14 protein-coding genes and 1 pseudogene are annotated in these 26,483 nt (G+C 73.6%); 4 read left to right on the top strand and 11 right to left on the bottom strand.

Going from position 1 to position 26,483, the window contains the following annotated elements:
* The first annotated feature begins 187 nt into the window (after nucleotides 1–187).
* Nucleotides 188–1,297, top strand: coding sequence for a YbhN family protein (locus ACFYZZ_RS37710; RefSeq protein WP_389186226.1), 1,110 nt, complete (start codon nucleotides 188–190; stop codon nucleotides 1,295–1,297).
* A 106-nt stretch (nucleotides 1,298–1,403) separates the two neighbouring features.
* On the opposite strand, the gene ACFYZZ_RS37715 is transcribed toward ACFYZZ_RS37710, so the two are convergent.
* The 7 genes from ACFYZZ_RS37715 to ACFYZZ_RS37745 form a co-directional block, all read right to left on the bottom strand.
* Nucleotides 1,404–2,471 (bottom strand): class I SAM-dependent methyltransferase, encoded by a 1,068-nt coding sequence (locus ACFYZZ_RS37715; RefSeq protein ID WP_389186229.1) that lies wholly within the window; start codon nucleotides 2,469–2,471, stop codon nucleotides 1,404–1,406.
* On the bottom strand, nucleotides 2,468–3,670 hold the full coding sequence (locus tag ACFYZZ_RS37720; RefSeq protein WP_389186232.1) for a glycosyltransferase: 1,203 nt from the start codon (nucleotides 3,668–3,670) through the stop codon (nucleotides 2,468–2,470). The genes ACFYZZ_RS37715 and ACFYZZ_RS37720 overlap by 4 nt, the downstream gene beginning before the upstream one ends.
* On the bottom strand, nucleotides 3,667–4,479 hold the full coding sequence (locus tag ACFYZZ_RS37725) for an alpha/beta fold hydrolase (RefSeq protein ID WP_389186235.1): 813 nt from the start codon (nucleotides 4,477–4,479) through the stop codon (nucleotides 3,667–3,669). Before ACFYZZ_RS37725 ends, ACFYZZ_RS37720 begins: the two co-directional genes overlap by 4 nt.
* A gap of 2 nt (nucleotides 4,480–4,481) precedes the next feature.
* Complete coding sequence (locus ACFYZZ_RS37730) at nucleotides 4,482–4,802, bottom strand: acyl carrier protein (RefSeq protein ID WP_389186238.1); 321 nt, start codon at nucleotides 4,800–4,802, stop codon at nucleotides 4,482–4,484.
* On the bottom strand, nucleotides 4,799–9,592 hold the full coding sequence (locus ACFYZZ_RS37735) for a beta-ketoacyl synthase N-terminal-like domain-containing protein (RefSeq protein ID WP_389186241.1): 4,794 nt from the start codon (nucleotides 9,590–9,592) through the stop codon (nucleotides 4,799–4,801). Before ACFYZZ_RS37735 ends, ACFYZZ_RS37730 begins: the two co-directional genes overlap by 4 nt.
* Nucleotide 9,593: 1 nt before the next feature.
* A complete protein-coding gene (locus ACFYZZ_RS37740) occupies nucleotides 9,594–16,931 on the bottom strand; it encodes an SDR family NAD(P)-dependent oxidoreductase (protein WP_389186244.1) in 7,338 nt (2,445 codons plus the stop codon).
* Between the two features lie 436 nt (nucleotides 16,932–17,367).
* On the bottom strand, nucleotides 17,368–19,272 hold the full coding sequence (locus ACFYZZ_RS37745; RefSeq protein ID WP_389186247.1) for a ricin-type beta-trefoil lectin domain protein: 1,905 nt from the start codon (nucleotides 19,270–19,272) through the stop codon (nucleotides 17,368–17,370).
* 394 nt (nucleotides 19,273–19,666) lie between these two features.
* Here ACFYZZ_RS37745 and galU point away from each other — a divergent pair.
* A pseudogene (gene galU / locus ACFYZZ_RS37750) lies at nucleotides 19,667–20,575 on the top strand (UTP--glucose-1-phosphate uridylyltransferase GalU); the annotation flags it as partial.
* A 102-nt stretch (nucleotides 20,576–20,677) separates the two neighbouring features.
* Here the strand turns inward: galU and ACFYZZ_RS37755 are convergent.
* Nucleotides 20,678–21,121 (bottom strand): DUF4442 domain-containing protein, encoded by a 444-nt coding sequence (locus tag ACFYZZ_RS37755; protein WP_389186437.1) that lies wholly within the window; start codon nucleotides 21,119–21,121, stop codon nucleotides 20,678–20,680.
* A gap of 130 nt (nucleotides 21,122–21,251) precedes the next feature.
* On the opposite strand from ACFYZZ_RS37755, the gene ACFYZZ_RS37760 reads away from it, so the two are divergent.
* Nucleotides 21,252–22,256 carry a hypothetical protein gene (locus tag ACFYZZ_RS37760; protein WP_389186250.1) on the top strand — a complete coding sequence of 335 codons (1,005 nt, stop codon included), beginning with the start codon at nucleotides 21,252–21,254 and terminating at the stop codon, nucleotides 22,254–22,256.
* Nucleotides 22,257–22,311: 55 nt separating this feature from the next.
* On the opposite strand, the gene ACFYZZ_RS37765 is transcribed toward ACFYZZ_RS37760, so the two are convergent.
* Nucleotides 22,312–22,647 carry a hypothetical protein gene (locus ACFYZZ_RS37765; protein ID WP_389186253.1) on the bottom strand — a complete coding sequence of 112 codons (336 nt, stop codon included), beginning with the start codon at nucleotides 22,645–22,647 and terminating at the stop codon, nucleotides 22,312–22,314.
* A gap of 189 nt (nucleotides 22,648–22,836) precedes the next feature.
* On the opposite strand from ACFYZZ_RS37765, the gene ACFYZZ_RS37770 reads away from it, so the two are divergent.
* Entirely contained in the window at nucleotides 22,837–24,129 is a 1,293-nt protein-coding gene (locus ACFYZZ_RS37770) for an MFS transporter (protein WP_389186256.1), read from the top strand.
* Here ACFYZZ_RS37770 and ACFYZZ_RS37775 read toward each other — a convergent pair.
* Both ACFYZZ_RS37775 and tuf read right to left on the bottom strand, forming a co-directional pair.
* Complete coding sequence (locus tag ACFYZZ_RS37775) at nucleotides 24,091–24,936, bottom strand: spermidine synthase (protein WP_389186260.1); 846 nt, start codon at nucleotides 24,934–24,936, stop codon at nucleotides 24,091–24,093. The genes ACFYZZ_RS37770 and ACFYZZ_RS37775 overlap by 39 nt on opposite strands.
* Nucleotides 24,937–25,067: 131 nt before the next feature.
* On the bottom strand, nucleotides 25,068–26,237 hold the full coding sequence (gene tuf / locus ACFYZZ_RS37780; RefSeq protein ID WP_389186263.1) for an elongation factor Tu: 1,170 nt from the start codon (nucleotides 26,235–26,237) through the stop codon (nucleotides 25,068–25,070).
* Between the last annotated feature and the right edge of the window lie 246 nt (nucleotides 26,238–26,483).

The following is a 26,483-nucleotide window of genomic DNA, read 5'->3' on the forward strand; positions in this document are numbered from 1 at the left end:
GTGGCTTGCACAGCGCACCCCATGGGAAGGCTACCTGGTCGGCGGTGAACGACGGCTCCCGCGGACACCCGGCGGCACCGTCCCGCCCTCCCTCCTTCGGCTTTCGGACATCCAGCTGTCATGCGGGAGGGGAAGGCTCTCGGCGGTTTCGCCGCCCCGCTTCCCCCAGGTCCCCCGCCGGGGCCCGATGCGGAAGGACGACGTCCCCGTGTCCTCACTGTCCCCGCTGTCCTCACTGTCCCCGCTCTCCCCACCTGCACCACCGCCTGTTTCACCTGTCGCCCCTGTCTCCCCTGCCTCATCCCTCTCGCCTGTCTCGGCAACGTGTCCGGAGTCTGAGGCTCCGGTGCGGCGGGGCTCGCTCATGGCCGCGCGGCCGGTCCGGCTCGGCCTCTGTCTGGCTCCTCTGCTGCTCGCCGTGGGCTGGGCGCTGGCCAACCGGCCCGTGGTGTACGACGGTGTGACGCGGCTGCTCGCGGCCGACCCCTGGTGGCTGCTGGCCGGGATCGCGTTCACCTGCCTGAACTGGGTGGCGGCCTCCTGCGCCCGCCAGGGCGCGCTGCCGGACCGGGTGCCGCCGGGGCTGCTGCTGGCCTCCCAGTTCGCCGCCGGTGCCGCGAACCACGTGCTGCCCGGCGGCCTCGGCGCGCACGCCGTCACGGTGCGGTTCCTGCGCACCCGGGGCGTGCCGCTGCCTCGGGCGACCGCCTCGATCGGCCTGTACTCGCTGGCCAAGTCCAGCGCGAAGACCCTGGTGCTGCTGGTGTTCCTGGCCGCCTCGCCCGCCTGGCGGCGGCTCGCGGACCTGCTCCCGGACGGGCGGCTGCTGGTGCCGCTCGCCGCTGTCGCGGGCGGGGTGCTCGCCGTGGTGGGGGTGCTGCTGACGGTCGTACGGCCGTTGCGGCGCCCGGTGACCGGGCTGGTGCGCTCCGCCCTCGCCGATGCGCGGGAGGTGCACGGCCGGCCCTGCCGGGTGCTGGCCCTGTGGGGCGGGGCGGCCGCGATGCCGCTGCTGCAGGCAAGTGCGCTGGTCTGTGTGGGGTCGGCGCTCGGCCTCGGGCTGCCCTGGGAGCAGGTGGTCCTCGCCTTTCTGGCGGCCGGCACCGCCGTCGGGGCCGTCCCGTCGCCCGGTGGGCTTGCGGTGGACGCGGCGCTGGTGTGGACGCTGGTCGCCTTCGGCGCCGAGCCGGCGGCGGCCACCGCGGCCGTGATCGGGTACCGGGTGCTGACCGACTGGCTGCCGCTGCTGCCGGGCGCTCTGGTGCTGTCGGCGTTGATCCGCGCCAAGGTGTTGTGAGCGCGAAGGTGTTGTGAGCGCGAAGGTGTTGTGAGCGCGAAGGTGTTGTGAGCGCCGAAGTGAGGCGAGCACCCGGGGTGTGAGCGCCCTGGTGTGCTGAGCCCGGTCACTCGCGGCGGGCCACCAGGCGGTAGGCGTTGGACAGGCCGAGGCGGTGGGAGAGGGGTCGTACCGCGAAGCGGTCGAGCAGGGTGGCCGTGAGCAGGGCGGGGACGCCTGCCAGGAGGAGTGCGGTGCGCAGGGCGCGGCGGAGGGCGCCGGGAGGTTCGGGCAGCCAGGGTGCGTCGTCGCGCGGGGCGGTGTGGCCGAGGGCCAGCCAGACGGCGGCGAGCAGATCGATCGGGTCGTGCGGCTCGGCGTGCTGCTCGGCGACCACCGTGAAGCCGAGTTCGGTCAGCCGCCGACGCAGGTTGGCGACCGGCATGAAGTGCAGGTGCTGCGGCTGGAGCCAGGGCAGCCACCAGCGGCCGAGGAGCCGGGCGTAGCGGCTCTCCGGATCCGGCACCTCGATGAGCAGGTGGCCGCCGGGGCGTACGACCTCGTGGGCGGCGCGGAGTTCACGGTCGGGACTGGTGCTGTGCTCCAGGTAGTGGAACATGCTCACCACGTCGTAGCGGGCGGCGAGATCGGGTGCGAGGTCGGGGAAGGCGCCCCGGTAGGCGTGCTCCACACGGCCCTCGCGGGCGGCGAGTTCGACGCCGTCGGTGAAGTCGAGACCGTCGAAGGAGGTGCCGGGCAGGACGGTGCGGGCGGCCTCGCAGAAGTGGCCGTGGCCGGTGCCGACGTCGAGCCAGTTCTTCGCGGTGGGGTCGTGCGGTGCCATCGCCTGCGCGCGGTCCCGGTACATCGCGGTGCGGCCGCCGAAGGTGCCGCTCATGCGCTGTTCGCCCAGGCCGTCGTAGAAGTCGCGGTAGTAGAACTCCAGGCCCTCTTCGGTCAGTTGGGGGTTCTGGAAGGTGTGTCCGCAGTCCGTGCAGCGGTCGAGGGTGAACCGGCCTGGCTTGTGCTGGAGCAGGTCGGTGGTGTGCAGGCGGGTCGTCAGACTGCTCGACGTGCACCAGGGGCAGGTGGTGCGGCGGGGTGCGAAGAAGCGTTCCGTGCCGTCGGCGAGGTCGGCCTGGTAGGCCGGGCGCAGGGCGGCGATGCGCTCGTTCTTGTCACTGTGGTCGCTCATGGGTTCTCCGTCGTCCCTCCGCTGCTGGGTGCTGCCAGTCGTTCGAGGTGGTCGGCGGCCGCGCGGGCGCCGCCCGCGGCGCGGAACGCCGCGCGGACGCGCATGGCGGCGGTCCGGTGGGCGCGGTCGTGCAGGACGGTGTCGAGGGCAGCGCCCAGCCGGGGTGCGGTGACCCGGCCGAAGCGGACCCGGACGCCGGCGCCCGCGTCCACGACCTGGGCGGCCACCACGGGCTGGTCGTCACGGATGGGCGCCACGACGAGCGGTACACCGTGCCAGAGCGCCTCGCACACGGTGTTGTGTCCGGCGTGGCAGACGACCACGTCCATCCGTTCCAGCAGCGGGAGTTGGGGCACGGACGGCAGGATCAGCACGTCCTTGTCGGAGAGGTCGGCGGGCTGGGTGGCGCCCGGGTCCACGAGCACCGCCTGCAGCCGGTCGGCGCGTTCGCGCAGCGCGGTGCGGCACTCGGCGAGGAAGCGGCCGCCGACGTCGGCGTTGGCGGTGCCGAGGGTCACCAGGACCTTCGCCCGGCCGGCGTCCAGCCAGTCCCAGGGGAAGCCGGGCCCGGCGGGGCGGTCGGCGAGGGAGGGGCCGACGTAGTGGATCCGCTGCCCCAACGGCGCCTGGGGGCCGATGAGTTCGGGTGTGCTGAAGACGAGCAGCAGGTGGGGCGAGTAGCGCGGGTCGGCGGTGCCGGCCGGGTCGCCGATCCGGGTGCGCAGCCCGGCCAGTCGCTGCCGCAGCCACTCGGCGACCTTGGGCATGCCGTCGTAGGCGCCGGTGAACTCGGCCGAGGTGGTGGCGGAGGTCGCCCAGGGCAGGCCGAGGCGTTCGGCCACCAGGGCACCGGCGAAGGCCTGCTGGTCGGCGACGACCACGTCGGGGCGGAACTGCTCGGCGGCCGCGCGGACACCTGCCGCCATCGCGTCGGCGAGCGGCACCAGATACCCCTCCCACAGGAACTTCAGAGCCTCCGCGCCCCGCAGGTCGGGCGGTCGTACAGCACCTTCGGCGCCCGGCACCGGGCCCGCGCAGGCGAACACGTCCGCGTTCTCGCCCGCAAGCCGGCGGACCAGCGCCGGGTCGGCACACGCCCAGGCCACCCGGTGTCCACGCGCGGTGAGCCGGGCGGCGACGCCGACGGCCGGGTTGACGTGTCCGACCAGCGGCGGGACGACGAACAGGAACCCGCTCACCGGACCCCCGCCCGCACGTGCCCGACGGACAGGATCAGGTCCAGGATGTGCCGGCCGACGGCCGGGGCCGCCTCGACCAGCACCGAGTGCTCGTGCCCGGGCAGCACGACCGGCCGGAAGTCCGTGAGCAGCTCCTCCTTCAGCGGCACCAGGTCCACCAGGTCCGAGTCGCCGCCGTACACGCCGAGGACCGGGCAGCGTACGGCCCTGATCTGCTCCTCGGTCAGCACCCGGCTCGCGGGGATGTCCCGGCCGAGGGTGGTCTCGCGGGCGAGCCGGGCCGCGCCCTTGGCCAGACGGGCGGTGTTGTGGCCGCGGTTCGCGGCGATCCAGGCGAGGGCGTCGGGCTCGTTGTGCGCGAGTTCGGTCAGCACCCGGCGCAGGATGCCGCCCAGTTTCACCGCCCAGGCGGTGGTCGCGGGTTCGGACTCGATCAGGGTGAGGCTGGCCGTGCGGTCGGGGTGGCGAGCCGCGTGGCCGAAGGCGATGGTGCCGCCGTACGAGTTGCCTGCGAGGTGCACCGGCCCGGTGATCCCGAGCCGGTCGAGGAGGGTCTCCAGGTCGTCGATGTTGTGGTCGAGGGTGTACCCGTCCGGCGGGCGTTCGCTGCGGCCGTGTCCGCGCAGGTCGTACATGACGACGTCGAGGCCGGCCGCCGCGAAGGCGGGGGCCACGGTGAAGTAGTAGCTGGCCAGGCTGTCGGTGAGCAGCCCGTGCACGAGGACGACCGTGGCGCGCGGGGTACGGCCGTCCGCGGGCCCCATCCGCTGGACGTGCAGGCGGATTCCGCCGGCGTCGATCATCGCCATGGTCAGCCCGCCTCCGTGGTCTTCAGGCTCCACACCACGTACTCGACGAGCCGGCCCACGGTCAGCTCGATGATCTCGTCGAACTCCATGCCGACCAGGAACTCGGCGAGGTTGACCCGCCGGCCGTACCGCTCCTCCAGCAGTCCCGCCAGCGTGACGAGGTCGATGCTCTCCAGTTCCAGGTCACGGTTGAAGGTGGTGGACATACCGATCACCACGTCGTCCTCGCCGTACTCCCCGAGGAGGGTGCGAAGCATGCCGGTGATGTCGGCGAGCACGGTGTCGGTGGTGGGCTGCGCCGGCACCGGCTGGGTGGGGTTCATCGCGGGTACTCCTCGGCTGCTTCGTCTGCTTGTCCATCGCCTGGTCCATCGCCCGGTCCATCGCCCGGTCCGTCACCTTGTCCGGCACCGGACTCGGGTCCCGTCGTCCAGGCCACCACGTAGGCGCGTCGGGGCAGGGCGGGCGGATTGCCCGCCGGTGCGCAGTGCACGGTGTAGGCGCGCTCCAGCCGCCCGGAAACCTCCAGCCGGCTGCCGTCCGGGGCGGCCCCGCGCACGGCGAAGTCCCTGGGGCGGCCCCCGAATCCGACCCCCTCGGCCTTCGCCACGGCCTCCTTGGCGGCCCAGAAGCGGGTGAACCACAGATCGTCGCCGTCGGGGCCGGCCGCGCAGAGCGTGCGCAGGAGCCGCAGTTCGTCCGCGCCAAGGGCGGTGGCGAGCGTCGCGGGGTCGCGCGCGGTGACCTCCTCGATGTCGATGCCGGGGCCGGGCTGCGGGGTGTGCGGCCGTACGATCGCCACGCCCGCCTCCGCTCGGTGGGCGAGCGAGACGTCCAGCGGGGGCAGGGTGCGGCCGTGCACGCCGGTGACGTACGGGCGGCCGAGTTCGTCGTTGTGCACGCGGATCTCCGCCGGGAAGACGGGCCCTTCGCCGTGCTGCCACAGCCACTGCCGTACGGCGTCCTTGACCGCGATCCGGCCCAGCAGCCACTGTCTGCGGCCGCGCGGCGGGCGCTCGGCGTACTCCGCGCGCTCCGCACCGCCGAGCGAGTTGCGCATGATCAGCTCGCGTGAGGCGAGGTCGGGCCACCGCTCGTGCACGAGCGCCCAGCCGCCGGGCCGGGCCTCGGAGAGGGTGTGGCGCTCGGGGAAGCGTTCCACGGGGCGGGTCTGCGGGTCGTTGTCGAAGCGGCGGTCCTGCCAGCCGCTGAGCACGGCCCACACCTGCCCGTCGATGGTCAGTTCCGCGTCCGCCTCCAGGAGGGTGTCGGTGAGCGAGGTGATCCGCAGCAGGCAGTCCACCTTCGTCCCGGGGGCCGGCTGGGGCCCGTGGAAGCGCATCTCGCGCATCTGCACCGGGAACACGACGGTCCGCTCGGTGCGCGTCGCCATGATCCAGTAGCCCAGCAGCTGGCCGACGTTGTCGAGCAGGGCGCCGGGCGCCGCGGGCGCCGTGATCACTCCGCGGATGTGCCGCGCGCCGACCGCGGTCAGTTCGGTGAGGCCCTGGAAGGCCGGGCCGTGGAACATCCAGCGGTCGCGGTAGATCTGCGCGGCGGTGTGCTCGGGGACGCGTTCGGGGGCGTCCGGGCGCGGGCTCGGCGGGGGCGGTGCGGGGTGGTGCGGGGCGAGTTCGACCACGGCACGGGCCGTGGGGCCGAAGGCGACGGCGACGCGGTCCGGGTGGCCTGGGTCGGGGGTGACGGAGACGGGCACGTCGACGGGGGGTGTGGCCGTGAGCCAACGGTCGAAGCGGGCACCGTGCACGGCGACGGCACGCAGGCCGGGAGCCGCGTCCTCCGCCGCGTCCATCATGTGCCGGACGATCGTGGTGGCGGGGACCACCGGCCAGCGGTCCTCCACATCAGGCCAGTTGGGGCGCTGGGGGAAGAAGCAGTGGTCGAGAAGGTGGGGCATGGAGTGGGGGGAGATGTGGACGGTGGTGGTGACGGGGGCCGGGGTGGGCACGGGGGTATGGGATGTGCCGGCCGAGCCCGCCGGGGCCGGGAGGGCGGCTCGGGCGACGGTGCGGGGGGCGGAAGCGGAAGCGGAAGCGGGGGACGTTGCGGCGGCGGTGGCCGTGAGTGGTCCCGTTCCGCCGTCGCTTCGGTCGCTTCGGCCGCTTCGGTGGCCGTGCGCCGCGATCAGCTCCGCCGCGGTGTCCGCGGTGTCCCGCAGCAGGGCGGTCAGCTCGGCGGCCGCCGGGAAGCGGGTGGCGAGGTCGTCGAGGGAGGACGTGCCGGGGCGGGGTGGCTGCGAAGCGTGCGCTGCCTGTCGGCTCGGCCGCAGCTGCGACCGCAGCACGTCCAGGTCCGGCCCGGCCAGGGACACCAGGGCACCGTCCAGATCGAGGCGGACGGCGGGGCGCGCGGGTGCCGCAGCGGACGCGTGGGTGCGGAGTGTGGTGACGGGTTCCTGCGCGCAGGGCGTCGGCTCGGGCGCCTCGGCGCGGCCCGCCGCCCCGGGTGACGGAGCAGACGGCAGCGCGGGAGCCACCCGTGCCCCTGCCGTCCACAACGCCGTTGCCACGCATCGCAGTTGGGTCATTCCGGAGCGGTGCGGGGAGTTGGCGGCGACGGCCAGGTGATCGCGCTCGGCGAGGGTGTCGTCGATGAGGGAGGCCAGTTGGCCGGGGCCGGTCTGGACGAAGGTGCGGTGGCCTGCCGCGTACAGGGACTCGATCAGCTCGCGGAAGCGGACGGGCTCCAGCAGGTGTCGTACGAACAGCTCGCGCACCGCCGCCTCGTCCTGCGGGAAGGGTTCAGCGGTGGTCCCGGACCAGACCGGTACGGTCGGCGGATGGAGCCGGAAGCGGTCGGCGGCCTCCTTGATGGGGGCGAGGTACGGTTCGAGCATCGGCGTGTGGAAGCCGGAGCGAAACGGCAGCACCTGGCACAGGACGCCCTGGGCGCGGAAGGACCGTACGAACTCCTGGACCGCCGCGTCCGGACCGCAGACCATCGACTGGCGGGGCGCGTTGTCGTGGGAGAGCACGATCCCGGAGCCGGACCAGGCCTGGGCGAGAGCCGTCCGGACGCGGTCCGCCGAGGCTCCCACGGCGGCGAAGGCCAGCCCCGGCACGGTCACCGTGTCCGGGTCGAACTCGGCCATGAAGGCGTCCACTTGGGCGTTCGAGTACAGTCCGGCCGCGGCCATGGCGGTCCACTCGCCGACGCTGTGCCCGGCGACCGCGTCCGGTACGACCCCCATGCGGCGCAGCGCGGTGTCCAGGAGCCGGCCCACGCCCACGACCCCGAAACCGTGCCGTCCGACGTCGTCGACGTGTACGTCCGTGCCGGTGGCCGCGAGCGGGGGCAGGCCGAAGTGGGCTGCGATGTCGTCGGCGCGGGGCGCGAAGTCGCCTTCGAGGCCGGGGAAGACGAAGACCAGCTTGCCGGGCCCGAGCAGCGGGGTGGGCCGGAACCAGACGTCGCTGCGGCCCTGCCAGGCGCGGCCCTTGCCGACCACGCGACGGGCCAGGGCCAGCCGTTTGGCGGTGGGGTCGACGATGCCGAGGCGTACGGGGCCGGCGTCGGGGTGCGGCCGCGCGGGGTCGAGGCCGGCGGCGAGGACCGCCGGATCGTCGGCGGCCAGGAGGGCGGCGAGGTCGTCCGGGGTGTCGGCGGCGAGCAGCAGCACGCGCTCCGGCTCGGCGACCGGGGTCAGGGCGTGCCGGGACCTCGCTCGCCCGCCCGGCGCCTCCTCCAGCACCACGTGGGCGTTGATCCCGCCGAACCCGAAGGCGTTCACGGCGGCCCGCCGGACCGGTTGTTCCGGGCCGGTCTCCCAGGGGCGTGCCCGCTCCAGGGTGCGGAAGCGGGTGGCCGCGAGGGCGGGGTGGGGGTCGTCGCAGTGGAGGGTGGGCAGCAGGGTGCCGTGGTGCAGGGCGAGGGCGGCCTTGACCAGGCCGGCCACACCGGCGGCCGGCATGGTGTGGCCGATCATCGACTTCACCGAGCCGAGCACGGGCCGCTCGTCGCCGAGGGCCGCGCCCGGTCCGAACACCTCCGCCACTGTGGCGAGTTCGGCGGCGTCACCGGCGGGGGTGGCGGTGCCGTGCGCCTCCAGCAGGCCGACGGAGTGGGGTGCTGCGGGGTCGAGTCCGGCCGCGTGCCAGGCCTGGCGCACGGCTCGGGTCTGGCCGCCGGGGTCGGGCGTGACGAGCCCGGCCGTACGGCCGTCGCTGGCCACGCCCGTCCCGCGGATCACCGCGTACACGCGGTCACCGTCACGTTCGGCGTCCGCGAGCCGTTTGAGTACGACGACGCCGGTGCCCTCGCCGATGAGGATGCCGTCGGCGTCGCGGTGGAAGGGGCGGATGCGCTGGCTAGGGGACAGGGCGCGCAGCTGGGAGAAGACGCTCCACAGGGTGATGTCGTGGCAGTGGTGCACTCCCCCGGCCAGCATCATGTCGCAGCGGCCGGTGGCGAGTTCGGTGACTGCCTGGTCGACGGCGACCAGCGAGGAGGCGCAGGCCGCGTCCAGTGTGTAGGCGGGGCCGCGCAGGTCGAGTCGGTTGGCGATGCGGGAGGCGGCGAGGTTGGGGACCAGGCCGATCGCGGACTCGGGGCTGTCCGGGCCGAGCCGTTCGGTGAACGCCTGCCGCACCCGGTCCAGCTGGGCGGACGACAGGTCGGGCAGTAACTCGCCCAGTGTGCGGACCAGTTGTCCGGCGGTGCGCACGCGCTGGTCGAGCCGGACCAGGCCCGGGGTGAGGTAGCCGCCGCGTCCCAGGGCCACGCCGATCCGGTCCCGCTCCGGCAGCCGGTCCGTGCCGCCCGCGTCGGCGAGCGCGGCGGCGGCCACGTCGAGGGCGATCAGCTGGTCGGGCTCGGTGCCCGGCACCGAGGCGGGCATGATGCCGTACCGGGTCACCTCCACCTGGGCCAGTCCGTCCACGAATCCGCCACGCCGGCAGTAGATGCGGTCGGCGACGGCAGGCTCCGCGGCCGAGCCGGGGCGGTAGTAGCCGGCGTCCCAGCGGCCCTCGGGGACGTCGCCGATGGCGTCCACGCCGTCGCGCAGGTTGCGCCAGTAGGCGTCGAGCCCTGCGGCACCGGGCAGCAGCACCGCCATCCCGACTATGGCGACGGGAGTCTGAGGCTCCGTCATCTCACCAGCCCGAGGCGGTGTAGACGACGGCGCGGGCCGGGCGGTCGCCCCAGGCGAGTTCCCGGAGCAGGGCCGCGGTGCCCTCGTCGGGGTCGATCAGCCGCACCCCGCGGCGGGCGTACTCGCGGCCCAGTTCCTCGCCGACCATGCCGCTGTGGATGCCGGAGGGCGCCCAGGGGCCCCAGTGGACGGTGAGCGCCCGGTGGCCGGTGCGCTCGGCCCAGTCGGCGCCGAGGCGTTCCAGGGCGTCGTTGGCGGCGGCGTAGTCGGCCTGGCCGCGGTTGCCGAGGACAGCGGCGATGCTGCCGAACAGCACCGTGAATCCCGGTCCGCCCGGCAGGTCCTCGAGCGCGCTGAGCAGGGCAGCGGCCCCGGCTGTCTTCGTGCCGTACACGCGCCGGAAGGAGTCGGGGCTCTTCTCGGCGATCAGCCGGTCCTCGATCACCCCGGCGGCGAAGACGACTCCGTCGAGCCGGCCGTGCTCGGCGTGGATCTCCTTGACGGCCTGGAGCGCGGCGTCCCGCTCGCGGAAGTCGACCGAGCGGTAGCGGGCCTCGCTGCCGAGGGCGGCGAGTTCCGCGAGGGTGGCGGTGATCTCCCGCTGGGCGAGGACGAGTTCGGCCGCCCGGTTGACCTCCGCCGGTCTGAGCGAGCCGTTCGCGGCGAGAGCGGCGCGCAGTTCGACGGCGGTGCGGGCGGCTGCGATCTCCGGGGTCTCGGGCGCGGTGGGCGCGGGCGTGCGGCCGACCAGCTCGACACGGCAGCGGCTCGCTGCGGCCAGCGCGACGGCGAACCTCGCCGTGATGCCCCGGGCGCCGCCGACCAGCAGCACCACGGAGTCCCGGTCCAGGCCGAGCGCGGCGGCCTCGGCGGCGCCGTCCCCGGCGGGTCCCGCGCCGGTGCTGCCGAGCGGGCCCAGGGGCGCGGGCACCAGTTCGAGACCGTGCCGCTGCCCGGTGGCCGTACGCAGGACGACAGGGGCCGGCTCCGGCGCGATCAGCTCGGCGAGCAGGGCGTCGGCGACGGCCGCGGGTGCGGTGTCGGGGGCGGTGACGATCCGGGCGAGGGTGTCGGGGTACTCCCGGGCGACGGTGCGGAAGAGGCCGTGGAGACCGGCCGACCGGGTCGCCGCCTCGCCGTCGGCCGGCTGCACGGCCAGCAGGCTGCGCGGTGCGCAGGCCAGGGCCGCCTGCAGCACGGGGAAGGCCTCGGGCAGCACCGGAAGCTCGGGGCCGGGGAGCGCGCCCAGGTACAGGACGCCGTCGACCCTGCCGTCGGCCTCGCCGAGGAGGTGGGCCCGGTCGACGGTCACCGTGTCGGCGCCGTGCGCCCGGAGCCGTGCCGCGACCTCGGCCGCCGCTCCCCCGCCGTCGCCGAGGAGCACGAACCGGGTGCCGGAGAGGGTGACGGCGGGGTCGGCCGAGGGGTGCGGAAGAGACACCGGGCGCAGCTCGCAGCGCTTCGGGGCTTCGCCGAGAGGCATCTGCTCCTGCGGGGCCGCCGGTCCCTGGTCGGCCGCTGCGGTGGGCTCCAGATCAGCCCCGGCGCCCCCACCGACCCGCGCCGTCAGCCAGGCCGTCACCGACGCCGCCGTACGCGCCTTGGCCAGCTTCTCCAGCTCCGCGTCGTCCAGGATCTCCGCTCCGCCCGCGATCCCCAGGCGTCTGGCGAGTTCGCCCGCTATCTCGGCCCGCTTGATCGAGTCGATGCTCAGATCCGCCTCCAGGTCGAGGTCGGGCTCGATCATGTCGACGGGGTATCCGGTGCGCTCGCTGATGATCTCCAGGACCACTCGCTCGACGTCACGCTCGGGCTCGGCAGGTTCGGCGGCTTCGGGCAACGGCACTGCAGCAGCGGGAAGTTGGGCTGGTTCTGGGAGCACGGCCTGCGGTATCGGTGCGGGGGCGGCGGGTGCCTGCGGGGTCGCTCCGGGCGCGGCGCCGAAGTAGGTGAGCAGCACATCGCGCTGGGCGGCGATCAGCTCCCGGCTGGTGCGCAGGAATTCGGAGATCAGCGCGTCCTGGCCGGCCGGGGCACCGTACTGCGGGTTCGTCGTCACAGTCGTCTCCACGACTCGTCGGGCCGGTGCGAGGGCACCGGGGAGGAGTGCTCCGTCGGCGGTGCGGACGAGGTGTCCGTCGACCGTCCAGCCGGGCCGCCGCGGCGCCGGTGTCCGGAGCGCGTCGACGGCGTCGCGGCCCCGGAAGAGCCAGGCGGTGCGCACCGGCAGCCCCGCGAGGGCCAGTTGGGCGAGGGCGTCGAGCCAGCCGGGCAGGCCGCTGTCGGCGCGGGGCTCGCAGGCGACGGTGCGATGCGGACGGTCGCCGAGGATCCGGCCGACGAGCCGGGTGAGGACCGTGCCGGGGCCCGCCTCCACGAAGATCCGCGCTCCCGCCTCGTACATCGCCTCGATCTGGGCGGCGAAGGCGACCGGCGCGCCGATCTGTGCGGCGAGTTCGCCGCGTACGGCGTCGGCGTCGTGCGGGTACGGGGCCGCGGTGCGGTTGGCCCAGACGGGGAACTCCGGGGCTCGTACGGCCTTGTCCGCGAGGACCTTGGCGAACCGCTCCCCGGCGGCGGCCACCACCGGACTGTGGAAGGCACAGGCGACCGGGATGGGTCGCACCCCGAGGCCCGCCTCGCGCAACAGGCCCACGGCGGCCTCGACTTCGGCCGTGGGACCCGAGATCACCGACTGATCGGGCGAGTTGTGATTGGCGACGACGACCGACTCGGGCGCCCCGGCGGCGCGCAGTGCGCGTGCCACGTCCTCGGCACCGGCTCCGACGGCGGCCATGGTGCCGGGTTCGTCGCCCGCGGCCGCCAGGATCGCGCTCGCACGCTCGGTGCTCAGCTCCAGCAGGGTCTCCGGGTCGAGGGCTCCGGCGGCGCTCAGCGCGACCAGTTCACCGTAGCTGTGTCCGGCCGCGAGGTCCGGCTGGATGCCCGCCGAGGTGAGGAAGGCGTGGGCGGCGAGGCCGGTGATGCCGAGCGCGGGCTGCGCCGCCCGGGTGTCGGTGAGATCGGCCCGGCGGCGCTCGCGGGCAGCCTCGTCGAAGGCGGCGGGCGGGTACAGGGCGTCGGCGTGGGCGCGGCCGAGGTGCAGGTAGTGGCGCAGCTCGGGCAGGGCGACCAGCAGGTCGGCGAGCATGCCGGGCCGCTGGCTGCCCTGGCCGGGGAAGAGAAAGGCGACCTTGGCCTCATCCTCGCCCTCGACGGGGCCGCCGGCCGCCGGATCGTGCTCCGCGGCGAGGACGCGTCTCAACTGCCCGATCAGGTCGTCGACATCGCGGGCCACGACCGCTGCCCGCACGGGTTCGTGGGAGGTGTCGGCGCGCCGGGCGGCGGCGAGGGCGAGGTCGCGCAGGCGCCAGGGTCGGCCGTCGGACTCGGCGGCCCGCAGGATCTCCTCGACGTCCCGGTGGGCCGCCGCCGTGTCCTTCCCGCGGAACAGGAACAGCTCGGCGGGCCAGGCGTCCAGGGTCTGCTGCGGCGGTACGGCGCCGTCGTAGGCCCCCACCACCACATGGAAGTTGGTTCCGCCGAAGCCGAACGCGCTGACTCCGGCGAGCCGTTCCGCCGCCGGGGCCGCCCAGGGCTGGGCGCGGGTGTGGAAGGCGAAGGGGCTCTCCTCCTCCGACCAGGCCGGGTTGGGCCGGTCCAGGTGGAGGGTGGGCGGCTTGACGCCGGTGTAGAGGGCGAGGGCGGTCTTGATCAGGCCCGCGAGTCCGGCGGCGCACTTGGTGTGCCCGATCTGCGACTTGACCGAGCCGAGCGCGCAGGTACCGGTTTCGGCGCCGGCCTCGGCGAACACCTCGCCGAGTACGGTGAGTTCGGTACGGTCCCCGACGACCGTACCGGTGCCGTGCGCCTCGACCAGGCCGACCTCGGCGGGCGAGACGCCGGCGTTGCGGTAGGCGCGCAGCAGCGCGGCCCGCTGCCCCTCGGGGCGGGGTGCGGTCAGGCCGAGGGAGCGGCCGTCGCTGGCGGAGCCGAGGCCCTTGATCACGCCGTAGACACGGTCGCCGTCGCGCTCGGCGTCCGCGAGCCGTTTGAGGACCACGCAGGCCACGCCCTCGCCGAGGGCGATGCCGTCGGCGGAGCCGTCGAAGGCGCGGGAGCGGCCGGTCGGAGAGAGGGCGTGCACCGAGGAGAACAGGACGAAGTCGTTGATGCCGTTGTGCAGGTCGGCCCCGCCGCACAGCACGACGTCGCTGCCGCCGGAGACGAGTTCCTTGCAGGCCACGTCGAGCGCGGCGAGGGAGGAGGCGCAGGCCGCGTCGACGGTGTAGTTGGCGCCGCCGAGGTCCAGCCGGTTCGCTATGCGGCCGGAGATGACGTTGGCGAGCATGCCGGGGAAGGAGTCCTCGGTGAGCCGGGGCAGCTGCTCCTCCAGACCGTCCGGGACCTTGCCGTAGTACGACGGGAGGACGGCGCGCAGGGTGGCCGCGCCGGACAGGTCGCTGCCCGCCTCCGCGCCGAAGACGACGGAGGTGCGCGAGCGGTCGAACGTCCGCCCCCGGTCGCCGTATCCGGCGTCGTCCAGGGCCCTGCGGGCGGCCTCCAGGGACAGCAGCTGGACCGGCTCGATGCTGCCGAGGGAGGCGGGCGGGATGCCGTAGCCCAGCGGGTCGAAGGGGATGCGGGGCAGGAAGCCGCCCCACTTGGACGCCGTGCTGCCGGCCTCGTGGTGCACGGCCGGGTCCCACCGGTCGGCCGGGACCTCGGTGACGGCGTCGTGTCCGGCGACGATGTTGGCCCAGAAGGTGGCCAGGTCGGGCGCCTCGGGGAACATGCAGGCCATGCCGACGACGGCGACGTCGAGCGGGGCGGGCGGCGCGGGTTCGCAGGCCCGTGAACCGGCGGGGCGGGGGGCGCGGGCGGCGAGGAGGTCGGCGGCGCCGTCGGTGACGGCGTGATGCAGCTCCGCGAGGGTGGTGGTCGCCGAGCGCAGGACGGCGACCTCGCCGGCCATAAACATCCCGTCGGTGAGCTGTCGTTCCTCGTCGACGCCGGTCAACTCGCCCTGGGCCGACCGCTCGACGCCCTTGCTCGCGATGCGCAGTCGCCCGACGTTGAGCCGCTCCAGCGCCTCCCACACCTCCCGGTCGGGCAGGCCGGACGCGCGTAGCTTGGCCTCGCGAGCGCGGTAGTCCGTGGTGAAGGGGCTGGGGACACAGCGGGTGGCGTGGCCGGGTGCGGTCTCCAGCAGGGCGGTCGTGGTGGCGGTCAGCACCTGCCGTTGGAAGAGCGGCTGGATCGCGCCGTGCGCCACGGCCTCCTCGGTGAACAGGTAGGCGGTGCCCATGAGGACGCCGACGGCGGCGCCCCGGGCGGTGAGGGGTGCGGCCAGGGCGGCGGTCATCGCGGCGGACCGCTCGTCGTGGATCCCGCCCGCGAAGAACACCTCCAGCTGCCGCGCGGTTCCGGCATCGGCTTCGTCGTCCAGGAAGTCTTCCAGTACGGCGAGTTGGGCCTCCCACAGCGGGAAGGAGGCGCGCGGTCCGACGTGCCCGCCGCACTCGGAGCCCTCGAACACGAACCGGCGCGCCCCGGCCTGCAGGAACTGCCGCAGCAGCCCCGGTGAGGGCACGTGCAGGTAGGTGCGGATCCCGGCCCGCTCCAGCGCCTCGGCCTGGGCGGGCCGTCCGCCCGCGATGATCGCGTGCGTGGGGCGCAGTTCCCGTACGGCTTCCAACTGGGCGTTCCTGATGTCCTCGGGCGCGAAGCCGAGCACACCCACACCCCAGGACCGCCCGTCCAGCACGGCACGCGCCTCGGTCAGCATCGCCCGGGTCCGCTCACCGTCGGCCAGGGCCAGCGCCAGGAAGGGCAGCGCCCCGTCCGCGGCAACGGCGGCGGCGAAGCCCGCCTGATCACTCACGCGCGTCATGGGGCCCTGCGCGACAGGGAGCCGGGTACCGAGGGCACGGCTCATGCGGGAGCCGGGGCGCAGGGCACTCGCGGGGCCGTGGTCGTGGTCGACGGACTGGGTCGAGTCGGCGTCGGGCGATCCGGTCGGGCGCCCGTCGGATGACTCGGCGGGGCCACCGCCGGCCAGTGCCGACCCGCCGTCGGGCGCTGTCGAGCCATGGTCGGCTGAACCGGCCGAACGACTGCCGAACGACTCCGTCGGGCCATCGCCGTCCACTGTTGACCCACCGTCGACCGCTGCCGACTCACCGTCTTCCGCTGCCGCTGCTGCTGCCGACCCACCGTCGGCCGACTCGCCCGGCCCACCGCCGAACGACTCCGTCGGGGCACCGCCGGCCACTGCCGACCCACCGCCGCCGGTCGCTACCGACTCACCGTCTTCCGCTGCCGCTGCCGCTGCCGACCCACCGTCGGCTGACCCGGCCGACCCACCGCCGATCGACTCCGCCGGACCACCGCCGACCCACATGGCCGACCCACCGCCTGCCGACCTCCCCGGCTCGGCACCCGCCCGCCTCGACCCGCGGCCATCCGCGCCCTCAGCCTCCGCCGCCCCGACGACCTCCTGTATCGCCGCCCTCACCTCGTGCACGGTCCGCCGTACATCCCCCCACCGCTCGGCGAACCGCGCGGCCAGGAAGCCGTCCTGGCCCACCGGCAGGAGTTGGCGGCGCAGGTCCCGCGCGCCGAGCAGGGAGGCGACCGCCGCGGCGTCGTCCGGGGGCGGAGGCGGGGCGTCCGGGCCGCGTCGGCGCAGTACCCGGTGCCCGGCGACGACCACGGTCTCGGAACCGTCCAGGGAGCGCAGCGCCGCCCGCACCGCCTCCGGCAGCCGCGACTCGGCCAGCAGGGCCAGTTGGCTGTCGAGGACGACACCGGCCGCCCCGCCGGCCACCGCGGCCGCGGCCGTACGCGGCCCGATGCCGCCACAGGCCCAGACCGGAACCTCCAACCCGCCCCCACCCAGCAGCTGTTGGAGCAGAACGAAGGTGCTCAGCCCGCCGATCCGGCCACCGCTCTCGGAGCCTCGCGCGATCAGCCCATGGGCCCCTGCACGCACCGCTTCACGCGCCTGCGCCAGATCGGTGACCTCGGCCAACAACCGGTACCGCGCGGACACTTCGCCCACGTTCCAGGGCGCGTCCTGCGCGACGACCACGGTGTCGGGGCCACCGCCGAGTTCGCCGGGGTCCAGCGCGCAGCGTCCGGTCACCCGTACGCCGAAGGGCCCCGGCGCCGCTCTGCTCAGCCGGTTCAGCTCCTCGCGGGATCGTCGGTCGCCGTCGCCGAGGTCGAGGATGCCGAGCGCGCCGGCGGCGCAGGCGGCCACGGCCGGCCCGGCGTCGGGTTCTCCGAAGGGGGTGAGACACAGGATCAGGTCTTGGGCGCGCACGGGGGAGGTCATGATGCTCCGAAGAATCGGCAAGACAGCACGGTGGGGGGTGTGCGGCAGGACACTCTGGTGCGAGGCCACCGGAACCTAGCGAGGTGCTTACTGGCGGGTCAATAACGCCGCGTCCTTTTCGCGAGCGGTGGCATCGATTCGGCCAGCCCGCCGAATTCCCCCGCAAGCGCCGGAAATCCGAGCAATCCTCTGCCGCCCATTGACCGTACGGCCTTCCCGACCCTCTCGACACACCCCCACAAGCCCGTCAAAGCGCCGAGCATATTCACCGTGGACTCACCGTGGGGCAACGTCACAGGACACGGGATCGGTTTCTGTAAATTCCGCATGACTTCCGCCCGGTGGCTCGATCCCGGTACGCACCCGAGCCGGGCGGCGAGTTGGCCGGAGGAGGGCGGGCGAGGGCCACCCCCGTGTCCGGGGTGGCCCTCCGATGTCAGCCGAGCAGCGAGCCGACCGCCGTCGACGCGGGGACGAGGGTGCCCGCGACCGGGGAGACGAGCCGGCGCACCGGGTCCGCGGGAGGGGCGGATCCCGCCGCGCCGGGATCCTCGTGGGCGCCGACCTGGGCGATCCGGGTCTCGTACCCCGGACTGGCCGGCTGGTGCTCCTGCCCCTGCCCATCCCTGTGCCCCTGCCCACGCTCCTCACGCGGGGCGTCCTCGTCCGGCCGCCCGGGCGGCTGTTCGGCGGGCCCCTTCGAGGGTCCACTCCGCCCGGGGTCAGGCGCCTCCGGCGGCGCGCCCACTCCCACCCCCGTCCTCGCCTCCGCCTCCGCCTCCGCCTCAAGGACCCACCGCTGCCGCTTCGAGCCGTCGCGGGCCGCGACCACCACCCGGGTCGGGGAGCCCCCGGAGTCCGGGGCGAGGGCAAGGGCAAGTCCTTCGGGCCTGCGGAGCAGGACTTCACCCCGGACCGTGATGTCGTACGACACCTCTCCGGCGTGCACGACACAGCCGGACACCACGACGCCCCGCGTCCCCGGGTCGGCGGCCAGGCAGAGCGTGGGATCGGCGGCGCCGCGCAGCAGTCCGTCGCCCTGGTACGACCATTGCTGCGACCCGGCGGAAGAACACTCCGCCAGCACGGCACCCGCACCCGCACCCGCACCCGCACCCGCCTCGACGTTCCCCCCTCTCGCGTCCAGACAGAGCCCGGAGGCGAGGCTGCGCAGCCTGCCGTGGGCGACCTCGACCGGGTCGCCGGCCGAGGCGGCGGACGAGGAGAGCGCGGAGGACCGCTCGCTGTCGGCGCCGGGGCGAGCCGAACTGCCCACCGGGGCACCCCAGGTGGCCCCGGGCGCCGGGACACCGTTGTCATCGGACCAGCCCTTGACCGCGAGCACCGTGGCCAGCAGGGCGAGCGAGGTGAGACCGACGCCCACCGCCAGAGCCGTACGACGCCTGCCCTCGGGCAGCGCGCGACGTCTGCCGTCCGGGACTGTGCGGTGTCGGCCGCCCGGTGCCGGGGCCACCGCGTGCGGCGCGGGCGGCTTCTCCTCCAGGGCGCCGCGGCCCGGCCGGGAGTCGAGATAGCGGCGGGCGCCCCAGCCGAGCACGGTCTCGGCGAGCAGGACTTCCAGGCCGCCCTCGAAATGGCTGAGCTGTTCGGCGGCGTGCCGGCAGTGGCGGCAGGCCGCCAGATGCGCCTGTACATCCGGGAGCAGGGAGCCGCCGCGTCGAATGGGGACGTCCAGGAGGCGGTTGTGGAAGCGGCATTCCCTGGAGGGTGCGAGTTCACGGTGGGCGCGTACGCAGCCCGCCCGGAATTGCTCGCGGGCCTGCTCCAGGGCGGTCGCGGCGGTGGCCGTGTCCACCCCCGACAGACCAGCGGGTATGTTTATGGGCTCCGCCTCGACCTCGGTATGCCACAGAAGGCATTGGGAGGCGGCGGGCAGGGCCTGGAATGCACGTTCTGCGAGTTGCCGCCTTTCGGGCGTGCCGGGCATCGTCGCGCGTAGACCACGGCCACCGGTGGTTTTGCGCAATTCCGGCATGACCACACAGGCGGCCTCGTCGGCGGCCCAGGTGCGGACGGTCTCACGGACGGCCACCAGCAGTTGCGGGCGCAGGGCGCCGCCGACCGCCCCGCTCGTGAGCCGGCCGAGTACCTGCTGGAAGGCGGCGGTGGCCACCAGTTGCACTGCGGGCCCGGCGGCGGCCAGGCAGACGCTCGCGTAGTCGCGGGTGGCCCGCCAGTGCCGGGCCAGGAGCAGGGCGACGGCGTGATGGCGGCCGCCACCGGGGCCGCCCAGAAGGGCGACGAGATCGCGGTCGGACTCCCCCGGCAGCGAACCGGGGCGGGGCGGGAACGGCGGGCGTGGGGGGTAAGGGGACTGCACGGAACACCATTTCCTTTCCAGCCGCAGGGCGGCATCCGAAATGGCGCCCCGTCGGAAAGCAGTGCCTGATTGGTGCATACCTGAGGGGCCCGGCCTTGCCGTTCGGTCGCGACCTTTACCCCTCTCACAGGAAGGCTCACCTTCGCACACGAGCCTCACAGGAAACAAGAAGTTCGAATGACTCGGTTTCAAAGTCCGGGAAATGCACAACAGTTACCGGCGGTATCAACACACCTCTCCGAGGCCGCGGTTGCATGACGGTCAACTTGTGTGCGCGGAAAGCCGGATGGCACACGAAATCTCCAACTTCCCGCCCGTCCCGCCGGCGGACACCCACAGCCTGTTCCCACGTTCTTCTCGGCGCACTCTCATCCGCGTGCCCGAGCATGGCCGCATGATCGCCCCCCACTCCCCAGCGACCCCCGCCTCGCCCCGCTCGGTACGCAAGGCGGTCGTCCCGGCCGCCGGGCTAGGCACCCGGTTCCTGCCCGCGACGAAGGCGACGCCGAAGGAGATGCTCCCCGTCGTCGACAAGCCGGCCATTCAGTACGTCGTCGAGGAGGCCGCGGCGGCCGGTCTCGACGACATCCTGATGGTCACCGGCCGGCACAAGCGCGCCATCGAGGACCACTTCGACAACGCCTTCGAGCTGGAGCAGGCCCTGGCGGCCAAGGGCGACACCGTGCGCCTGGACGCCGTACGCGATCCTGCACGGCTGGCCGACATCCACCACATCCGTCAGGGCGACCCGCTCGGCCTCGGCCACGCCGTGCTGTGCGCCCGCCACCACGTCGGGGACCAGCCCTTCGCCGTCCTGCTCGGCGACGACCTGATCGACCCGCGCGAAACCCTGCTCAGCCGCATGCTGGACGTCCGCGACCGGTACGCGGGCACCGTGGTCGCGCTGATGGAGGTCGACCCGGCGCAGATCCATCTCTACGGCTGCGCGGCGGTGGAACCCACCGGCGAGGAGGGAGTCGTACGCGTCACCGGCCTGGTCGAGAAGCCGTCACCCGAGAAGGCGCCGAGCCGTTACGCGGTCATCGGCCGCTACGTCCTCGACCCCGCCGTCTTCGACGTCCTGGAACGCACCCCGCCGGGCCGCGGCGGCGAGATCCAGCTGACGGACGCCCTCCAGGAGCTGGCCGCGGGCGGCACGGTGCACGGGGTCGTCTTCGACGGCCTGCGCTACGACACCGGCAACAAGGCGGACTATCTGCGCACAGTGGTCCGTCTGGCCTGCGACCGCCCGGACCTGGGCCCCGAATTCAGGGGCTGGCTCCGGGAGTTCGTGGGGGGCTGGAGGACGGCAAGACAGGCGAGGCCGGCATCGGGAAGGAGCCCCAGGCGGCCTGAGACAACGCGAGGGGAGGGATCCACCCGGACCCCTCCCCCGTGTCCCGCATCAGTCCTTGTTGTTGGGACGCAGCGTCCACACGACCTGCATCTCACCAGTGACCGCTCCGTCCGCGCGGCGGATCTCGATCGTCACCGGGAACTCGGGCCGCTGCCCCGCGTCCAGCTCGGCCACGACCTCGGCGGCCGGGCGGCCCAGCTTCGCGGTCGCGGTGACGGCGCCCATCGCCAGCTTCTTGTAGGCGATCTCGGCCCGCACGGCAAGCGGCACGGCGCGCGAGAGCTGGTCGCCGAACGCGGCCAGCACGATGGCCCCGCTGGCCGACTCCCCGAGCGTGAACATCGCGCCGGCGTGCGGCCCGCCCACGTGGTTGTGGTATTCACCCTGGTCCGGCAGAGACACCACGGCCTGCTCCGGAGAGGTCTCCAGGAACTCCAGGTTCAGGGTCCGGGCCATCGGCACGGTGGCGGCGAGCATGTCGCCGATCGACATCTGGTCTGCGCTCATGCCGCCATGTTACTCACGAGTAGCAGCCGCTGGCCAGAGAGGATTCCGCTTCGCTACAGCCCTGGCGAGGGGTAGTGACCGAATCGTGTCCCTGGCGCCGCTAGGGTGGGCCCCCATGTGGCCAGGACAGCAGCAGCCGCCCGGGGGCGAGCAGAACCCGCAGAACAACCCGTATCAGCAGCCGGGTTACCAGCAACCGAATCCGTACCAGCAGCCCGGCTACCAACAGCCCAGCCCCTATGCGCAGCAGCCGCAGTGGGGGGCTCCGGCACCCGCGGGTGTCCCGCAGCCCTCACCGGGCGGTGGCGGTGGTGGCGGTGGAAACCGGACGAAGGTCGTCGCGATCGTGGCGGCCGCGGCCGTGGTGGTGGCCGCCGGTGTGACCGCGTTCCTGGTCCTGGGCGACAAGGACAAGAAGGACGTGGCCGACAAGCCGAGCAGCCCGGCCACGTCGTCGCCCTCCGGCTCCAGCGCGTCCCCGTCGACGGACGACGACCCGCGCGGCAACGAGACCGAGAAGCCGGCGATCGCCGGCTGGAAGGTCGTGGTGAACCCCAAGTGGGGTGTCGCCTTCGACGTGCCGTCGGACTGGGAGGTCCAGGCCACCGGTCTCGCGGTCGGCTTCGACTTCCCGAAGTCCGACAAGGACAAGGGCATCACCATGTCGGGCCTCGCCGAGTACCAGTCCAAGTGGTGCACGTCCGACGACGACAAGGACGGCCGCACCGAGGACACCCCGCTGGCGGTCGTGGGCACCAAGGGCGCCAGCGGCGCCAAGGACACGGACGAGATCGCGATCAACACCCCGGCCTGGTGGGTCTACGGCGGCTACACCATGCCGGACAAGAAGAGCATCTCGTGGGACAAGAAGCCCACGCCCTTCAAGTCGGCTTCGGGCGTCGAGGGCAGCTACGCGTGGGCCCAGTCGACCCACACCCCGCGCAAGGGCAAGTGCGTGACCGACGGCAAGGCGCTCACGTTCGGCTTCAAGAACTCCGCCGACGACTATGTGTCGTTCAACTTCTACGGGGCCACGGGTACGAAGGGCGAGATCCCCAAGGCAACCGTCCTGAAGATCCTCAGCACGGTCCGCCTGCACGGAACCCCGACCTCCGACTGAGCCCGCAGGGCGTTCCGGCCCACCGCAGCGCGGCGGGCCGGAACACTGGGGAGCCTCAGCCCTCGCCCAGGTAGCCGCGGTAGATCCAGTGGCCGTACAGCGTCGGCGTGCCGTCGTCGGAGACCTGGCAGTCCTTGATGCACTCCCAGGTGCTGCCGTTGGTGCACTCGTAGTGGGAGACCACGTGGTGGCCCTTGTACGCGTGGCCGATCACCCTGCCACGGGCGCTCGGCGTCTTGTGGATGGGGGCGTTGTCCTTCTTGACGACGTACCGGTGGGCGGCGGGCTGGCAGCGGATCGTCGAGGCCGAGGCGGGCGCCGCGACGACAGCGGGCACGGCCGCACCGATGAGCGCAGCCGTGGCGATCAGGGCTGCAGCATGCTTGCGCATGAAGATCCTTTCTTCTCTTTCGAACCATATGAGTCATCACCATGACAAGCAGTCATGAACATGACTTGATCACCTTAAAAGGCTCCTCCCTCTCCGTCAAAAACGCGCCATGCACGGCGAGTTGGCCGGATCGGCGGCGCCCTCGGAAACCGGTTTGAAACCGCGGCGGACGCGAGCGATAGTCACCCGGTGAAGCAAGCCGTCCCCCGCCACCGGCCCAGGCCCGCCTGGGCGAGCCGCAACTACTCGCTGCTGACCGCGGCGGCCGTCGTGACCGGTCTCGGCGCCAACGGCTCGCTCATCGCCGCCGCGTTCGCCGTGCTGGACGCGGGCGGCGACGGCGGCGACGTGGGACTGGTGGCCGCCTCCCGCACCCTGCCGCTGGTGGTGTTCCTGCTCATCGGCGGCGCGCTCGCGGACCGGCTGCCCCGGCACCGGGTGATGGTCGCCGCCAACGCCCTCAACTGCCTCTCCCAAGGAGCCTTCGCGCTCCTGGTGCTGGCCGGCGAGCCCCGGCTGTGGCAGATGATGCTGCTCACCGCGCTCGGCGGCACCGGGCAGGCGTTCTTCGGCCCGGCGGCCGAGGGCATGCTGATGTCCTCGGTGGAGGGTGAGCAGGCGGGCCGCGCGTTCGCCCTCTTCCGTATGGCCACCCAGGGAGCGGCCCTCGGCGGCGCCGCGCTCGGCGGCGCGCTGGTCGCGGCGGTCGGCCCCGGCTGGGTCCTCGCGTTCGACGCGGCGGCCTTCGCCGTCGCGGGAGCCCTGCGCTCCTTCCTCGACGTCAGCCACATCCCGCCGCGCACGCCCGGCGAGGGCATGCTGGCCGATCTCCGGGAGGGCTGGCGGGAGTTCGTCGGCCGCCCCTGGCTGTGGGGCATCGTCGTCCAGTTCTCCATCGCCAACGCGGTGGTCGGCGCGGCCGACGCGGTGTACGGCCCGCTCGTCGCCCGCGACAGCCTGGGCGGGGCAGGCCCGTGGGGGCTGGCGCTGGGCGCGTTCGGCGCGGGCACGGTGGCCGGCGCCCTGCTGATGACCCGCTGGCGACCCCGCCGTCTGCTCCTCGCCGGCACCCTGTGCGTCTTCCCGCTGGCCCTGCCCTCGGCCGCCCTCGCCGTGCCGGTGCCGGTGGGCGTCCTCTACGTGGTCATGTTCGTCGCGGGGACGACGGTGGAGGTGTTCGGCGTCTCCTGGATGACCGCGCTGCACCAGGAGATCCCCGAGGACAAGCTCTCCCGGGTCTCCGCCTACGACTGGTTCGGCTCGGTCTCGCTCATACCCCTCGCCACAGCCCTGGCCGGCCCCACCGAGTCCGCCGTCGGCCGCACGGCCGCCCTGTGGGGCTGCGCGGGCCTGGTCGTCCTGGTCACCGCCCTGGTCCTGCTGGTCCCGGACGTGCGCGGGCTGACCCGCCGCGCCGAGCGCACGACCGCCGCCGGGCTCCCCTCAGCCGATACCGAAAGCCCCGTCGGGGGGCTCGGGTGAGGGTACGGCGTCGGTGTCGTGGACCGGCCGGGCGGCCCCGATGAAGTCCCGTAGCGCGCGGCCGTGTTCGACCCGGGCCGGGAACGCGTCGGCGGCGGTGCGGCGGGCCACGGCTGCGGTGTCGACGGTGCGGTGCGAGACGACGAGCACCGCGTTGCCGAACCGCCGCCCGCGCAGCACGCCAGGCTCGGCGATCAGCGCCAGCTCCTCGAACACCGCGGCGAAATTGGCCAGTTGAGAGCGGAGGAACCCGAACGGCGCCGCGTCGGCGAGGTTGGCCAGATAGACCCCGTCGGGGCGCAGCACACGCTCGGCCTCGCGGGCGTAGGCGAGCGAGGTGAGGTGGGCCGGGACACGTGAGCCACCGAACACGTCGGCGATCAGCACGTCCGCCGAGTCGTCCGGGGCGGCCTCCAGCCAGGCCCGGGCGTCGGCGGCGTGCAGCGCGACACCCGAGCCCTCCGGAAGCGGCAGATGCTCGACGACCAGCTCCAGCAGAGCACGGTCGGCCTCGACGACGTCCTGCCGGGAGCCGGGCCGGGTGGCGGCCACATAGCGCGGCAGCGTCAGCGCCCCTCCCCCGAGGTGCAGCACATCCAGCGGCCGCCCCTCTTCGGCGACGACGTCCAGCACATACCCGAGCCGCCGCGCGTACTCGAACTCCAGATACGCGGGATCATCCAGATCGACGTACGACTGCGGCGCCCCGTCCACGGTGAGCAGCCAGGCCCTCTCCCGATCGACATCGGGCATCAACTTGGCGGTGCCGTGGTCAACGGTCCGGGTCACTGGTATGGCTTCACTCACGAAACCATTGTCTCCGGTACTGGAAAACACGGAGCACGGAGACCCACCTCAGGGGCGCGGGGAACTGCGCGACCAGCCACAACCGGCCCGCAGTCCCCCCACGCACCGGGCCCCCTACGGTCCAGGGACCCTCAACCGACAGAGGTGACCGTACCGGCGCCCACAGTCCTCCCACCCTCACGGATGGCAAACCCGAGCCCCGGCTCCAACGGCACCTCCCGCCCCAGCTCGACAGTCATCTCGACCGTCTCCCCGGGCCGCGCGACCGCCACCTCCCCCAGGTCGACGTCCCCCACGACATCAGCCGTACGGATGTAGAACTGCGGCCGATACCCCGTGGACACCGGAGTCGTACGACCACCCTCGCGCCCCGAGAGCACGTACACCCGCGCCGAGAACCTCCGACTGGGCACCACACTCCCCGGCGCAGCCACCACGTGCCCCCGCCGCACGGCGTCCCGTGGCACACCGCGCAACAGCACGGCCACGTTGTCCCCGGCCTGCGCCTCCTCCATCGGCTTGCCGAAGGTCTCCAGCCCGGTGACGACGGTCTCCACGTCGGCGCCGAGCACCGAGACCCGGTCCCCCAGGCGGAGCGTCCCCCGCTCCACGGCGCCCGTGACGACCGTGCCCCGCCCGGTGATGGTGAGCACGTTCTCCACCGGCAGCAGGAACGGCGCGTCCAGATACCGCTCGGGCATCGGCACGTAGGTGTCGACCGCGTCGAGCAGCGCCTCGATCGACGCCGTCCAGCGCGGGTCGCCCTCCAGCGCCTTCAGCCCGGAGACCCGTACGACGGGCACGGCGTCCCCCGGGTACCCCTGCGCGGTGAGCAGGTCGCGGACCTCCAGCTCGACCAGGTCGGTCAGCTCCTCGTCGCCCGCGTCGGCCTTGTTGAGCGCGACGACGATGTGGTCGACGCCCACCTGCCGCGCGAGCAGCACGTGCTCGGCGGTCTGCGGCATGATCCCGTCGAGCGCGGAGACGACGAGGATCGCCCCGTCGAGCTGCGCGGCGCCGGTGACCATGTTCTTGACGTAGTCGGCGTGGCCCGGCATGTCGACATGGGCGTAGTGCCGGGTGTCGGTCTCGTACTCGACGTGCGCGATGTTGATGGTGATGCCGCGGGCGGCCTCCTCCGGGGCCCGGTCGATGCGGTCGAACGGGACGAAAGTGCCGGTGCCGCGCTCGGCCAGGACCTTGGTGATGGCGGCGGTCAGGGTGGTCTTGCCGTGGTCGACGTGGCCCATCGTGCCGATGTTCAGGTGCGGCTTGGTGCGCACGTATGCCGTTTTGGACATGGCTGTACCTCGAAGCCTCTCAGGCGTGCGGAAGAGCGGGGACCCCGAGGAGTGGCCGACCCTCCCCCTGCGGGGTCCGCCGGACAATCCGGAGAGGGTCAGCTTCGGGCGCCGTCGACAGCGGCCGCGAGGATCGGGACGGCAGCCTTCGGCGCATCCGCGACTGCGGATGCTGCGAGGAGGAAGGCGTACCGGAACATGTCGACGATCATCGCCGACGGTTTGTCCGGCGTCGAATGGTTTTTC

It is taken from the genome of Streptomyces sp. NPDC001816 (assembly GCF_042892235.1).
Classification (GTDB): Bacteria; Actinomycetota; Actinomycetes; order Streptomycetales; family Streptomycetaceae; genus Streptomyces.